Consider the following 14,427-nt stretch of genomic DNA (forward strand, 5'->3'; position numbering starts at 1 on the left):
GGGGGCGAGCTCACGGACGAGCCGGAGGCCGTCATGGTCGCCGAGCTGATCCGCGAGGCGGCCCTGGAGGGGGTGCGGGACGAGCTGCCACACTCCGTGGCCGTCGTGGTCGAGGAGATGAACCCCCGCGAGGGACGCCCCGCGGACAGGCCGCTGCTGGACGTGCACGCCAACGTGTTCGTGGAACGGGACAGCCAGAAGGCGATCATCATCGGCAAGGGCGGCTCCCGGCTCAAGGCCATCGGTTCCCAGGCCCGCACCTCGATCGAGCGGCTCCTGGGCACCCCCGTCTACCTTGACCTGCGGGTCAAGGTCGCCAAGGAGTGGCAGCGCGATCCCAAGCAGCTCGGCCGGCTGGGGTTCTGACGCTTCCCCGGCCCGCGGCGCGCGCGGTGCTAGTCTGATGCCATGCGTGACCGACTGGGACTCGCCGGGATCCTCCCGGACACCGTTGCAGGGCTGCTACTAGGCCGCCGCAACGGGGCTGAGCCGTCGGTCGTGGTGCCCGCCACGCGCTGACGCGCCGGGTGTTCACAGCACCCGGTGGGGCCGGATCCCCGTTGCGGAGGAAGAACCACGGCCCCTGCCCCCGTCAGACCCTCCGGTCCACGCCGGATCCATGAAAGGCACGCTGAACACCACCATGCGCAACCTGCAGAAGTCCTCCGGGATGAAGTTCCACAAGTACACCCCCTTCCAGGACCAGATCCAGGTCCACCTGCCGGACCGCACGTGGCCGGACAAGGTCATCACCGAGGCGCCCCGGTGGTGCGCGGTCGACCTGCGCGACGGCAACCAGGCCCTCATCGACCCGATGGGGCCGGAGCGCAAGCTGCGGATGTTCGAGCTGCTGGTGTCCATGGGTTACAAGGAGATCGAGGTCGGCTTCCCGTCGGCATCGCAGACCGATTTCGACTTCGTCCGCCAGCTGATCACCGAGGACCGGATCCCCGAGGACGTCACCATCCAGGTCCTCACCCAGTCCCGCGAGCACCTGATCGAGCGCACGTATGAGGCGCTCGAGGGTTGCCACCGCGCGATCGTGCACCTGTACAACTCCACCTCCGTGCTCCAGCGCCGCGTCGTGTTCCGCGAGGACCAGGACGGCATCGTGGACATCGCCACCTCCGGGGCCCGGCTGTGCCGGAAGTACGAGGAGCAGATGAAGGGCACGGAGATCATCTACGAGTACTCCCCGGAGTCCTTCACCGGCACGGAGCTGGAGTTCGCCGCCCGTATCTCCAACGAGGTGGCCGAGGTCCTGGAGGCCTCCACCGACCGCCAGATGATCCTGAACCTGCCGGCCACCGTGGAGATGGCGACCCCGAACGTCTATGCCGACTCGATCGAGTGGATGCACCGCAACCTCGCCAACCGGGACGCCATCATCCTGTCCCTGCACCCGCACAACGACCGCGGGACCGGCGTGGCCGCCGCCGAGCTGGGCTACCTGGCCGGCGCGGACCGGATCGAGGGCTGCCTGTTCGGCAACGGTGAGCGCACCGGGAACGTTGACCTGGTGACCCTGGGCATGAACCTCTACAGCCAGGGCATCGACCCGATGATCGACTTCTCCGACATGGACTCCATCCGCCGGACGGTCGAGTACTGCAACCAGCTCAAGGTCGCCGAGCGGGTGCCCTACGGCGGCGACCTGGTGTTCACCGCCTTCTCCGGCTCGCACCAGGACGCCATCAAGAAGGGCTTCGAGGTGATGGACGCCGACGCGGCCGAGGCCGGCACCGACCGGGACGGCATCCCCTGGGCGGTCCCCTACCTGCCGATCGACCCCCAGGACATCGGGCGCTCCTACGAGGCGGTGATCCGGGTGAACTCGCAGTCCGGCAAGGGCGGCGTGGCCTACCTGCTCAAGAGCGAGCACAACCTGGACCTGCCGCGTCGTGCGCAGATAGAGTTCTCCCACGTCATCCAGCGGATGGCGGACAGCCAGGGCGGGGAGGTCACGGGCGACCAGCTCTGGCAGGTCTTCCAGGACGAGTACCTGCCGGCCGAGGAGGGCCAGACCCGCTGGGGCCACTACCGGCTCGGCGCGGTGCACTCCGAGACCGCCGAGGACGGCAGCTTCACGATGACGGCCGAGGCCGACGTCGCGGGCGTGCGGCACCAGCGCACCGCGTCCGGCAACGGACCCATCGCCGCCCTGCTGACGATCCTGTCCGAGGACGGGCTCGACATCCGGGTGCTCGACTACACCGAGCACGCCCTGTCGGAGGGCGGCTCGGCGATGGCGGCGGCGTACGTCGAGTGCGCCGTGGGGGAGCGCGTCCTGTGGGGCGTGGGACTGGACTACAACACCACGATGGCCTCACTCAAGGCCGTCGTCTCCGCCGTCAACCGTGCCCTGCGGGACGACGCCGAACTGCTCGAGGCCATCGTCGGTCCCGCGGCGTCCGGGTCGGCCGCCCACTGACGGTCACCGACGATGGCGGGCCGGGGCGGTGGTTATGCCGCCAACAGCTATCGCACCGACGCCCTGGTGCTGCGCACCTACAAGCTGGGTGAGGCCGATCGCATCATCGTGCTGCTGACCCCCGGCCACGGCCAGGTCCGGGCCGTGGCCAAGGGGGTCCGCCGGACGACCTCGAAGTTCGGGGCCACCCTGGAGCCGTTCATGCTGTCCCGGCTCCAGCTCGTCCACGGCCGGAACCTGGACATCATCACCCAGGCCCAGTCGGTCACCCCCTACGGCACCGCCATCGCCGCGGACTACGACGCCTACGCGGCGGCCTCCGCCATGGTCGAGACGGCCGAACGGCTGACGGTGACCGAGGTGGGGGAGCACGGTGGCGGGGTCGAGGCGCCGAGCCAGTACCGGTTGCTGCACGGGGCCCTGGCAGCCCTGGCGCGGCGGGCCCACGCACCCCGCCTGCTGCTGGACTCGTACCTGCTGCGGGCCCTGGCGACGGCGGGCTGGGCGCCGAGCTTCACCGCCTGCGCCCGCTGCGGGGCGCCCGGGCCGCACCGCTCCGTCAACGTCACGCTCGGCGGCAGCGTCTGCGACGACTGCCGACCTCCCGGGTCCTCGACGCCGGCCCCCCAGTCGGTGGCGCTGCTGGCCGCCCTGCTCTCGGGGGACTGGACGACCGCGGACGCCGCGCCGGAGGCCTCCCGGCGCGAGGCGGCCGGTATCGTGGCGGGGTACCTGCAGTTCCACCTGGAACGCCACCTGAAGTCCCTGGCCGTGATGGGCCAGGACGCCGACCGCCACCCCTAGAGGACCGCATGCCCCGTCGACCCGCCCGCCCCGTCCAGGAGCCGTACCCGCACCCCAGCGGGGCGCAACCACCGGTCATGGACCCGCGGTTCGTGCCACGCCACGTGGCGATCGTCATGGACGGCAACGGCCGGTGGGCCAACCAGCGCGGGCTGCCCCGCACCGAGGGCCACCGGGCAGGGGAGGCGGCCCTGCTGGACGTCATGGCCGGCGCCGTGCAGCTCGGGATCGAGTACGTGACCGTCTACGCCTTCTCCACGGAGAACTGGAAGCGCTCCCCGGAGGAGGTGCGCTTCCTGATGGGCTTCTCCCGCGACGTGCTGCGCCGCCAGCGGGACACGCTGGACTCCTGGGGGGTGCGGATCCGGTGGAACGGCCGCCGGCCCCGGCTGTGGAAGTCCGTCGTGGACGAACTGCTCGTCGCCGAGGACCAGACACGGCAGAACACCCGCTGCCACCTGACGATGTGCGTGAACTACGGCTCGCGGGCCGAGATCACCGACGCCGTGAAGGACATCGCCCGGGAGGTCGAGGCCGGGCGGCTCTCCGCCGCGGGGATCCGGGAGGAGACCATCACCCGGCACCTGGACGAGCCGGACGTGCCGGACGTGGACCTGTTCCTGCGCACCTCGGGGGAACAGCGGCTCTCCAACTTCCTGCTCTGGCAGTCCGCCTACGCGGAGCTGGTCTTCCTGGACACGCTGTGGCCGGACGTGGACCGGACCACCCTGTGGGACGCCGTCGAGGTCTATGCCCGGCGCGACCGCCGTTACGGGGGAGCCGTGGACCGGTCGGGCGACGCTCAGGCGTAGGCACCCAGCCACGTGAACATCTCGCGGGCGGCCGTCCGGCGGATGGGCTCGACGGAGGCCATCACGTCGTGCAGGGCGCCGGGATGGCGGACCACCGTCACGTGCCGGCCGAGCCGGGTGGCACGCTGGGCCAGGACCTCCACGTCCAGCACGACGTCCGCGGCCGTCATGTCCTCGGACCACCTGGTGCCGAAGACCGTGCGGTCGGACAGCATGACGTAGACCGGCTCGGCCAGCCCCAGCCCGGAGGCCACCCGGGCGTGCCCGGCCATCACCGCCTGCAGCCAGCCGCCGGGCACCTCGAAGGAATGCCGGGGACGCCAGAGCGGGTGCAACGCCCAGTCGCCCTCGGCCTCGTCCGAGATGGACCGCCAGTAGTGGTCCACGCGGGGCAGCCTCAGGAAGCTCTTCGGCTGCAGCCGGGCCACCGGGTCCAGCACGGCCTGGGCCATCAGCCGTACCAGCGCTGAGCCCTGCATCTCCAGCCAGGGGCTGTTCAGCACCAGGGCCCGGGCCCGGCCCGGGTGCCGGTCGGCCCACAGGGAGAGGGTGAGCCCGCCGGTGGAGTGTCCCATCAGCACGGGGGGCTCGGGGTGCTCCCCGGCGATCAGGCGCAGCGCCGAGCCGATCTCGTCGTCGTAGACCTGCAGGCTCTGGACCCAGCCGGGAGTCTGGCCCGGGCGCAGCGAGCGTCCGTACTTGCGCAGGTCCAGGGCGTGGAAGGCGTAACCGTTTTCCTCGAAGAGCCGGGCCAGCGGGGCGTTGTAGAAGTAGTCCGACCAGCCGTGGACATACAGCACGGGAACCCGGTGCCGTAGCCCGCCGGCAGCCCGCTCACCGGTCGCCGGACCCCGGGCGACCCGGACGAGGGTGGCCACGTTGGGGCCCTCCTCGTCCACCTCCAGCGGGATGGTCAGGCGCTCGAAGCCCTCCAGCACGTCCGGGACCCACACCCCGAGCGGCGAGTCCTCCAACAGGTCCCCCTCGGGACCAGTGAGGGGCTCCTGCGCGGGCCGTGGCTCCTCCGGGGTGTCCGGTTCGTCCCGGGTCGATGGCAGGGAGGGCATGACGGCCAGCCTACGATGGAGTCATGTCCCACCCCGACCTCACCCTGCCGCGGGTCTACCCGGCCTTCTTCAACGCCTTCTTCAAGGGCATGGACGCCGAGAAGGCCCACCACGCCGGTTTCAGCATGATCCGCGCCACCGAGGCCACCGGGGTCTCGGCCGCGCTGCGCCGACTGACCCGTCCCCACCCGTCGTTGACCACCCGCGTCATGGGACTGGACTTCCCCTCGCCCTTCGGGCTGGCCGCCGGTTTCGACAAGCAGGGACTGGGCACGGCCGCCCTGGCCGACCTCGGCTTCGGTCACATCGAGGTGGGAACGATCACCGGGCAGGCGCAACCGGGCAACCCGGCGCCGCGGCTCTTCCGGCTCGTCGAGGACCGCGCACTGATCAACCGGATGGGCTTCAACAACGACGGGGCCGCCGCCGTCGCGCCCCGCCTCAAGGCCACCCGCAAGACGCTGACGCGGCGGTTCGGCAGCCGGCGTCCGATCCTGGGGGTGAACATCGGCAAGACCAAGGCGGTGCCGCTGCAGGACGCCACCCGGGACTACCTGGTCTCCACCGCGGCCCTGGCACTGCACGCCGACTACCTGGTGGTCAACGTCTCCTCGCCGAACACCCCGGGACTGCGCCAGCTCCAGGACATCGAGGCGCTGGCCCCGCTGCTCGCCCAGGTCCGGACCACGGCCGACCGGACGACCGGACGTCATGTCCCGCTGGCCGTGAAGATCGCCCCGGACCTGGCCGACGAGGATGTCGACGCCGTGGCCGGGATGGCCGTCGAACTGGGCCTGGACGGGGTCATCGCCACCAACACCACGATCAGCCGCGCGGGGCTCCGCACGCCGGCCGCCGAGGTGGAGGCCATGGGTCCCGGCGGCCTGTCCGGAGCCCCGCTGAAAGACCGGTCGCTCCAGGTCCTGACCCGCCTGCGGTCGGGGCTGCCGGACTCGGTGGCCCTGGTCTCCGTCGGCGGGGTGACCACCGGCGCCGACGTGCAGCAGCGACTCGACCTCGGTGCCGACCTGGTCCAGGGCTACACGGCGTTCCTGTACGAGGGGCCCTTCTGGGCGGCGCGCATCAACCGCGACCTGGCGCGGGGACGCTGAGCCTCCCCGTCAGGCGGGGTACTGGCCCCGCTTGACCTGGGGCTTGGGCAGGCGCAACCGGCGCAGCTGCATGGCGCGCATCACCCCGTACCAGCGCACGCCGCGTTCGACCGCGCCGAACTTCTCCGTCAGGCGCCCCTTGAGCTGGAACGAGACGAGGACGCCCTCGAGGACCACCAGGAGCACCAGCGCCCACAGGGAGAACGTGAGCCACAGCTGCAGGTCCGTGCTGGGCAGGAACGCCATGAACACGTAGACGAGGACGATGATCATCAGCCACTCGCCCAGGCCGGTGCGGGCGTCCACGAAGTCCCGGGCGTAGCGCTTCTGCGGTCCACGGTCGCGGAGCGGCATGTGCCGCTCGTCGCCAGTCTCCATGGCGAGCCGCATCTTCTGCCGCTCGGCGGCCTCGGCCTCGCGGGACGCCGCCCGGGCCGCCTTGCGGTCGTCCGGCACCAGCGGGCGGCGGCGGGCCGCCTCCTGCTGGGCACGCGTGGGGGTCGGCCCCTTCTTCTGCCGCGGGGCAGCGCCGACCTCCTCTGCGGGCACCACGGGCATCTCGGCAGGGTTCTCGGAGGTCTTCTTGCGTCCAAACACCCGTTCATTCTAGGTCGTCGGGACCCGCCCGTGGGCCAGGCCGGGCCCGTGCCACCGGCCGGCGCGGATCGGTACGCTGGCCCCATGCCCGAACAGCCAGACCATGACCTGATCACCCGCCTCGCCGATGCCGTGGACGCGCTGATGCCCCAGGCGATCTCCACCCTGGAGGACCTCGTGGCCATCCCGGGCATCGCCTGGGACTCCTTCGACCGCGAACCCCTCGAGCGGTCCGCCCGCACGGTCGCCGAGCTGATCCGCGGCCTGGGACTGGACGACGTCGAGATCCTGACGGAGGCAGGCGGCGGGCCGGCCGTCGTCGGGCGCCGCCCGGCCGCACCCGGACAACCGACGGTCCTGCTCTACGCGCACCACGACGTCCAGCCCGTGGGGGACCTGGCCCTGTGGCAGACCGAACCGTTCACCGCCGTCGAGCGCGACGGCCGGCTCTACGGCCGCGGCGCGGCCGATGACAAGGCCGGCATCATGGTCCACCTGACGGCGCTGAAGGCACTGCTCGCCGTCGGCGCGGACCCCGGCGTGGGTGTCACCTTCTTCATCGAGGGGGAGGAGGAGGCCGGTTCACCCACGTTCCGGGCGTTCCTGGACAGGCACCGTGACCGGTTGGCCGCGGACGTCATCGTGGTGGCGGACTCCGGCAACTGGAAGGTCGGCGTGCCCGCCCTGACCACCTCGCTGAGGGGACTGGTGGACGGGGTCATCGGCGTGCGCGTCCTGGACCACGCCGTGCACTCCGGCATGTACGGCGGGCCGGTCCTGGACGCCCCCACGCTGTTGGCCCGGCTCATCGCCACGCTGCACGACGACCAGGGCAACGTGGCCATCGCGGGCCTGGAGCAGCGGCATCACGCGGCGATCGAGTACCCGGAGGCCGACTACCGTGCCGATGCCTCGGTCCTGGACTCCGTGCGACTGGCCGGCAGCGGCCCCCTGGCGGACCGGTTGTGGAACCGGCCGGCCCTGAGCATCATCGGGACGGACGTGCCCCGGCTGGAGGTCGCGTCGAACACCCTGCAGCCGGAGGCCCGTGCCAAGTTCAGCCTGCGGCTGGGTCCCGGAACCGACCCGGAACAGGCCATGGCCGCGGTCCGTGAGCACGTGCTGGCCCAGGACCTGTTCGGCGCCGAGGTCGTCTTCGAACCGGGGGAGACCGGACAGCCCTTCGCCACCGACACGTCGGCGCCCGCGGCCCGGGCGATGCTGGACTCGCTGCGGGACGCCTGGGGCGTGGAACCGGTGGAGACCGGGATCGGTGGCTCCATCCCCTTCACGGCGGACCTCGTTGACGTCTTCCCGGCGGCGACGCTACTGATCACGGGCGTGGAGGACCCGGACTCCCGTGCGCACTCGGCCAACGAGTCGCTGCACCTCGGGGACTTCCGCAACGCCGTGCTGGCCGAGGCCCTCCTGCTGGTCCGGCTCGGCACCGGGGCCTAGACTCGTCGGACCGGCCGGGAATGTTCCGGCCACCCGTGCTGTTGGCACCGGTGACGGCGGGCCCTGTCCGCCGACCCCGAGGGGGAGTAGACGCGCAGAAGAAGGAGCGATCATGAGCGTTTCCGCAGAAGCATCCGGGACTGAGATCCCCACCGCCCAGCCCGCCGAGGGCCTGGACGCCCACGAGGTCGCCCTGACCGACGTGGCCGCCACGAAGGTCCGCACCCTGCTGGAGCAGGAGGGCCGTACCGACCTGCGCCTGCGGGTGGCCGTTCAGCCCGGAGGCTGCTCCGGCCTGATCTACCAGCTCTACTTCGACGAGCGGGTGCTCGAGGGCGACACGTTGCGTGACTTCGACGGCGTCGAGGTCATCGTGGACAAGATGAGCGTCCCGTACCTCACGGGCGCCACCATCGACTTCGAGGACACCATCTCCAAGCAGGGGTTCACGATCGACAACCCGAACGCCGGCGGATCCTGCGCGTGCGGAGACTCCTTCCACTGAGCCGCCACGGGATTCGAGCCGAATCCCCGCAGAACCGAGTGCCCGGGCCCCTTGGAGGTCCGGGCACTCGGCGTTTCCGCGTGTCATGGGGCAGACGATCAGGACGGTAAGCTCTACAGTAGGTAGTAAACCTAGGGGTCCCCCTGTGGCTTCGTCGTCCCGGCCCAGACGCTGGCGCGGCATGGTCCGTCACAGGAGGCATTCGCACTCAAGATGAAGAGGAAGGGCCGTCTGTGAGATCGCAGAATCAAGCCGGCAGCCGTGGCAGGCGTCTCCTGAAGGGGGGAGCGCTTGCCATCGTGGCAGCCGTGGTCCTGTCCGGTTGCTCCGAGCAGGTCCAGCGTGGCTGGCTGCCGGGCACGCGGGAGACCACGAACCAGTCCGCCGAGTTGACCGACCTGTGGGTCAACTCCTGGATCGCAGCCCTGATCGTGGGCCTGGCGGCCTGGGCCATGATGCTGTGGTGCATGGTCGCCTACCGGCGCCGGAAGAACGACAAGGGCTACCCGCGGCAGATGGCCTACAACGTCCCGTTGGAGACGCTGTTCACCGTCATCCCGATCATCATGGTCCTGACCCTGTGGGGCTTCACCGACCGCGTCCAGCGCTCGGTGGACACCCCGGTGGAGGACTCGCCGCTGACCGTCCAGGTCTACGGCAAGCAGTGGGCCTGGGACTTCAACTACAGCTACGACGGCCAGGAGAAGCACCTCGCCGGCGTCCAGGCACAGCTCGACGGCACCGAGGGTGTCGAGGAGACGCTGCCGACCATGTACCTGCCGGTGGACGTCCCGGTCGAGTTCGAGCTGAACTCGCGTGACGTCATCCACTCGTTCTGGGTCCCCGCCTTCCTGCGCAAGCTGGACATGGTCCCGGGCAAGACCAACTACATCTACCTGACGCCCCAGGAAGAGGGACGATTCCAGGGCAAGTGCGCCGAACTCTGCGGTGAGTACCACTCCGAGATGCTCTTCAACGTGGAGGTCGTCTCCGAGGCCGAGTTCCGGGAGCAGCTGTCCCGGATGGAGGACGGCCACCTGGGTGAGGAGTACAACCGCAACCCGAACGAGAACCCGGACGGCTGGCGTGACTCCCAGGTCCAGAACCAGGGTGACGGCACCCTGCGCGGCGAGTCCGGCGGTCCGACCGGTGGCGAGGACCTGACAGGTGAGGGAGACAACTGATGACCACCTATGAGTACGCCACGGACGAGGCGGCGGCCCAGCCGCGCGTGGTGCCCGTCTCCAAGGGCAGGATCGTCGTCAACTGGCTGACGACCACCGACCACAAGACGATCGGGTACATGTACCTGATCACGTCCTTCATCTTCTTCTGCATCGGTGGCGTCATGGCGCTGCTGATCCGCGCCGAGCTCTTCGAGCCGGGCATGCAGTTGCTCCAGACGAAGGAGCAGTACAACCAGCTGTTCACCATGCACGGCACGATCATGCTGCTGATGTTCGCGACCCCGCTGTTCATCGGCTTCGCCAACGTCATCATGCCGCTGCAGATCGGCGCGCCGGACGTGTCGTTCCCCCGCATGAACGCCCTGGCGTTCTGGTTCTTCCTGTTCGGCTCGATCATCGCCGTGGCCGGTTTCCTCACCCCGCAGGGTGCGGCCTCGTTCGGCTGGTTCGCGTATGCGCCCCTGTCGAACACCACGTACTCGCCGGGCGTGGGCGGTGACCTCTGGGTCTTCGGCCTCTTCCTGCAGGGCTTCGGCACCATCATGGGTGGCGTCAACTTCATCACCACCATCCTGACCATGCGTGCCCCGGGCATGACCATGTGGCGCATGCCGATCTTCACCTGGAACACCCTGATCACCGGAATCCTGGTCATCATGGCGTTCCCGCCGCTGGCCTCCGCCCTCGCGGCGCTGGGCATGGACCGCCGCTTCGGCGGACACGTCTTCGACCCGGAGAACGGCGGCGCCATCCTGTGGCAGCACCTGTTCTGGTTCTTCGGCCACCCGGAGGTCTACATCATCGCCCTGCCGTTCTTCGGCATCGTCTCGGAGATCATCCCGGTGTTCAGCCGGAAGCCGATCTTCGGCTACAAGTCCCTGGTGTTCGCCACCACCGCGATCGCCGCGCTGTCCGTGACCGTGTGGGCCCACCACATGTACGTCACCGGTTCCGTGCTGCTGCCGTTCTTCTCCCTGATGACCATGCTGATCGCGGTCCCCACCGGCGTGAAGTTCGTCAACTGGATCGGGACCATGTGGCGGGGTTCGCTCACCTTCGAGACCCCCATGCTGTGGACGCTCGGGTTCATGGTGACCTTCCTGTTCGGTGGCCTCACCGGCGTCATCCTGGCCTCCCCGCCGCTGGACTTCCACGTCTCGGACACGTACTTCGTGGTCGCCCACTTCCACTACGTGGTCTTCGGCACCGTGGTGTTCGCGATGTTCGCCGGGTTCTTCTTCTGGTGGCCCAAGTTCACCGGCAAGATGCTCAACGAGCGCCTGGGCAAGATCCAGTTCTGGATGCTGTTCGTCGGCTTCCACGGCACGTTCCTCATCCAGCACTGGCTGGGCGTCATGGGCATGCCGCGCCGTTACGCGGACTACATGGTCGAGGACGGCTTCACCCTGATGAACCAGTTCTCCACCGTGTTCTCCTTCATCCTGGGTGCCTCGCTGATCCCGTTCTTCTGGAACGTCTACATCACGGCGCGCAAGGGCCGGAAGGTCACCGTGGACGATCCCTGGGGCTTCGGTGGCTCGCTCGAGTGGGCCACCTCGTGCCCGCCGCCGCGGCACAACTTCCATTCGCTGCCGCGCATCCGCTCGGAGCGTCCGGCACTGGACCTGCACCACCCCGAACTGCTGCCCACCTCCCCGCAGCATGAGCCCGAGGTCTTCGGAGAGATGGCGGCTGCCAAGTGAGAACCAACGTCAAGCTGTTCACCATCCTGGGCGTCTTCTTCGTCATCGTCGCCACCATCTACGGGGTCTGGGTGCAGTGGTCCGAGTGGGCCGGTATCCCGGCACTGTATGCCTTGGGCGGCCTCGGCCTGATGATCGCCATCTACCTCTACCTCACCGACCGTCGCTTCGGCCTTGGGGCGGACGACCGTGAGGACGGCGACATCGCCGAGTACGCGGGCACCTACGGCCGGTTCGCGCCGTGGAGCTGGTGGCCGCTCGGCCTCGGCATCTCCTGCGCCGGGCTCGTCCTCGGCCTGGCCGTCGGCTGGTGGATCTTCTTCGTCGGCGTCGGCCTGGGGCTGTACTTCGTGGTCGGATGGGTCTTCGAGTACTCGAAGGGCGATCACGCCCACTGATCCGCTGCGGATCATCATGTGACACACGGCGTGGGCCGGGGCCTTCGAGGTCCCGGCCCACGCCGTTCTCGTATCTGATCCCGCGGGGATCGCCATGGACGGTCACGGTCAGGCCGGGGTGTGCCGGCCGGCGAGACCGCAGCAGTCATCGGCGCGGATCCGCGGGGCTCCTACGCCCTCCAGACCGCAAGCCCCTCGGGCCACACAGGCCGGGGCACGTGTGGCGGGTACGTCAGTGCCGTGGTGTCCTGGCCGCCCGTGCCCACGGAAGGTGGTGGAGGGACGACTGCACGATCGCCGTCGCGATACCCGTGTGCAGCATCTGCACCGATTCGATCTCGATGAGTTCGATGCGGTAGCCGCGGACCCTGACCCGATCGTCGATGCGGCCCAGGTACTCGATGTTCCCGTCCTCGCCGATCCGTCCCAGGTCTCCGGTGCGGTACAGCCGGCCAGAGGGGTTGTTGGGCAGTCCGACACTGTCCTGGATGAACGCCTTCGCCGTGAGCTCGGGGTGGTTGAGGTATCCGGCCGCGAGTCCAACGCCGCCGATGCAGATCTCACCGGCTTCGCCGCGGGCAACCACCCGGTCAGACCCTGGTTCCAGGAGGACCACCGAATAGGTCGGTAAGGGCATGCCGATGGTCACGTGGCCGTGCGGGTCCAGGGTGGTCCACGTAGCCGTGACGGTCGCCTCCGGGGGGCCATAGGCGTTCACCAACCGAAGACCGGGCCGGTGCCAGCGGGTGATCAGGTCCTGGGGACACGGCTCGCCTGAGACGAGCAGGAATCGCAGCTCAGGCAGGTCATCGTCCAGCGTGGCCAGCAGGGTGGGGACGCAGCAGAGGCCGGTGACCCGGAGATCCAGGAGGAAGTCATGCAGGTCCTGGCCGATCAGGGGCGCCCCGTGGGGCTTGGGCACGATGGTGGCGCCGGCCATCCAGGGCACCCAGATCTCCTCAACCGAGAAGTCGAAGGCGATACTCATGCCCTGATAGATCCGGTCTTCACCCGTGATGCCGTAGACCTCGGCCGCCACGCGCACGAAGTTGCAGATGCTGGCGTGCTCGATCGCGACCCCCTTGGGTCGTCCGCTCGCGCCCGAGGTGTAGATCACGTAGGCCAGCTCATCGACGGGGAGCCCACGCTCCTCCGGGCTGAGTCGGTCGGAGGGCTGGGCGGAGATGGCGGAGGCCTCGGCATCCATGACGACCACGGTGGCCGCGACCGCGTCCAGTGTCTCCACGTGAAGGGAGCGCGTCAGGACGGTGCTGACGCCGGCGTCCCGGCAGATGTACGCGATACGGTCCACGGGGAAACCAGGGTCAAGCGGCACGTAGGTGGCATTCAGCTTCAACGTGGCCAGCATGCCGGCATACCCGTCCAACGGATGATCCGACAACAGCGCGACGCGGTCCCCGCAGCGGACCCCGCGCCGTCTCAGATGACGAGCTAGACGGTTGGCCCGGGCGTCGAGATCCGCGTAGGAGACCGCGAGGTCGCCGGTATCCACCGCGAGTCGATGTGAGTGCCCGTGGTGCAGCAACTCGTCGACTCTCTCCTCGAACAGGTGGTCCAGTCGTTCGCCCGGGGACCAGCGCACTCGCTGGTCGAACCGCGTGTCCACCAAGACCGTCGGACCGCTGGGCTGGTCCTCCGGGGACCCAGGCCCGAGCGAGAGGGACCCCCCGAACACGTCATCGCCAGGGGATGGCCAGGCGCCCGGGGGAGTCCCAGGCTCCTGGGGAAGGGAACGGTCGGATCCGAACGACTCCGACCCGAGAGTAGCGAGAATGGCTTCCTGATCCGTCACGGCCATGCCTTCCATCGAGATGCACCACGGCCCAGCGCGGGAGAAGGGGATAACCCGATGCTGCGCCCACAGAAATCGCGACCTTGCGATACACTGCACCCTGACACCGCGGTCACAGCGGGTCAACAACCCGCGAATCATCCCTTGATGATCCAAGTACCGTTCGGGTGTGATCGCGCCGGAATCTCTCGGTGCCGCTGCGGACAGTCAAGAGTGTCCTGCGTCAAACTGCGGTCAGGAAGTGCTTGGACCCGTTCCGGGACCCGGCCTCAGGAGCCCACATCTCGTGGTCGACGGTCCGGCACCCATCGGTCCTCTCACCGAGGACGAACGGGTCTTCAGCCTCATCCAGGTGTAGCCACTCGCCCCTCCGGACGCCGCTGTCAAGGTTCCCGCTCTGCGCGGGCGCCCGCACCCGAGCGCGTGCAGGGTGCGGCCCGTCAGGGTGGCGATCGACGGGCGTCTCCCGAACGCCGCCCCTGCTCGCCTCCGGTCCGGAGGCGAGCAGGGGCGGCTGGGGCGTCACTGCCTGCCGGTCAG

13 protein-coding genes are annotated in these 14,427 nt (G+C 69.4%); 10 read left to right on the forward strand and 3 right to left on the reverse strand.

Annotated features, from left to right (window positions below):
- The 4 genes from CITRI_RS0115210 to CITRI_RS0115225 form a co-directional block, all read left to right on the forward strand.
- A partial coding sequence (locus CITRI_RS0115210; RefSeq protein WP_010145793.1) for a KH domain-containing protein occupies positions 1–366 on the forward strand: 366 nt, incomplete at its 5' end.
- A 277-nt stretch (positions 367–643) separates the two neighbouring features.
- A complete protein-coding gene (leuA, locus tag CITRI_RS0115215) occupies positions 644–2,431 on the forward strand; it encodes a 2-isopropylmalate synthase (protein ID WP_010145794.1) in 1,788 nt (595 codons plus the stop codon).
- A gap of 12 nt (positions 2,432–2,443) precedes the next feature.
- Entirely contained in the window at positions 2,444–3,235 is a 792-nt protein-coding gene (recO, locus tag CITRI_RS0115220) for a DNA repair protein RecO (protein WP_010145795.1), read from the forward strand.
- 8 nt (positions 3,236–3,243) lie between these two features.
- Complete coding sequence (locus CITRI_RS0115225) at positions 3,244–4,047, forward strand: isoprenyl transferase (protein ID WP_029139399.1); 804 nt, start codon at positions 3,244–3,246, stop codon at positions 4,045–4,047.
- On the opposite strand, the gene CITRI_RS0115230 is transcribed toward CITRI_RS0115225, so the two are convergent.
- Positions 4,038–5,114, reverse strand: coding sequence for an alpha/beta hydrolase (locus CITRI_RS0115230; protein ID WP_010145797.1), 1,077 nt, complete (start codon positions 5,112–5,114; stop codon positions 4,038–4,040). The two genes, CITRI_RS0115225 and CITRI_RS0115230, sit on opposite strands and share 10 nt — an antisense overlap.
- 23 nt (positions 5,115–5,137) lie before the next feature.
- Between CITRI_RS0115230 and CITRI_RS0115235 the strand changes: the two genes are divergently transcribed.
- Positions 5,138–6,226, forward strand: coding sequence for a quinone-dependent dihydroorotate dehydrogenase (locus tag CITRI_RS0115235; RefSeq protein ID WP_010145798.1), 1,089 nt, complete (start codon positions 5,138–5,140; stop codon positions 6,224–6,226).
- A gap of 9 nt (positions 6,227–6,235) precedes the next feature.
- On the opposite strand, the gene CITRI_RS0115240 is transcribed toward CITRI_RS0115235, so the two are convergent.
- Positions 6,236–6,823 carry a DUF3043 domain-containing protein gene (locus CITRI_RS0115240; RefSeq protein WP_010145799.1) on the reverse strand — a complete coding sequence of 196 codons (588 nt, stop codon included), beginning with the start codon at positions 6,821–6,823 and terminating at the stop codon, positions 6,236–6,238.
- A gap of 84 nt (positions 6,824–6,907) precedes the next feature.
- Between CITRI_RS0115240 and CITRI_RS0115245 the strand changes: the two genes are divergently transcribed.
- The 5 genes from CITRI_RS0115245 to CITRI_RS0115265 all read left to right on the forward strand — a co-directional run bounded on the left by CITRI_RS0115245 (position 6,908) and on the right by CITRI_RS0115265 (position 12,074).
- Positions 6,908–8,281, forward strand: coding sequence for a dipeptidase (locus CITRI_RS0115245; protein WP_010145800.1), 1,374 nt, complete (start codon positions 6,908–6,910; stop codon positions 8,279–8,281).
- Positions 8,282–8,393: 112 nt separating this feature from the next.
- On the forward strand, positions 8,394–8,786 hold the full coding sequence (locus CITRI_RS0115250; RefSeq protein ID WP_010145801.1) for an iron-sulfur cluster assembly accessory protein: 393 nt from the start codon (positions 8,394–8,396) through the stop codon (positions 8,784–8,786).
- A 233-nt stretch (positions 8,787–9,019) separates the two neighbouring features.
- Positions 9,020–9,970, forward strand: a complete 951-nt coding sequence (gene coxB / locus CITRI_RS18135; RefSeq protein WP_083843483.1) for a cytochrome c oxidase subunit II — start codon at positions 9,020–9,022, stop codon at positions 9,968–9,970.
- Positions 9,970–11,676: a cytochrome c oxidase subunit I gene (ctaD, locus tag CITRI_RS0115260; RefSeq protein WP_010145805.1), complete on the forward strand. Its 1,707-nt coding sequence runs from the start codon at positions 9,970–9,972 to the stop codon at positions 11,674–11,676. Before coxB ends, ctaD begins: the two co-directional genes overlap by 1 nt.
- Complete coding sequence (locus tag CITRI_RS0115265) at positions 11,673–12,074, forward strand: cytochrome c oxidase subunit 4 (RefSeq protein WP_010145806.1); 402 nt, start codon at positions 11,673–11,675, stop codon at positions 12,072–12,074. The genes ctaD and CITRI_RS0115265 overlap by 4 nt, the downstream gene beginning before the upstream one ends.
- A 232-nt stretch (positions 12,075–12,306) precedes the next feature.
- Here the strand turns inward: CITRI_RS0115265 and CITRI_RS18140 are convergent, their stop codons facing one another.
- Complete coding sequence (locus CITRI_RS18140) at positions 12,307–13,701, reverse strand: amino acid adenylation domain-containing protein (protein WP_237709093.1); 1,395 nt, start codon at positions 13,699–13,701, stop codon at positions 12,307–12,309.
- Positions 13,702–14,427: the final 726 nt, after the last annotated feature.

The organism is Citricoccus sp. CH26A (assembly GCF_000224415.1).
In the GTDB taxonomy this organism is placed as follows: domain Bacteria; phylum Actinomycetota; class Actinomycetes; order Actinomycetales; family Micrococcaceae; genus Citricoccus.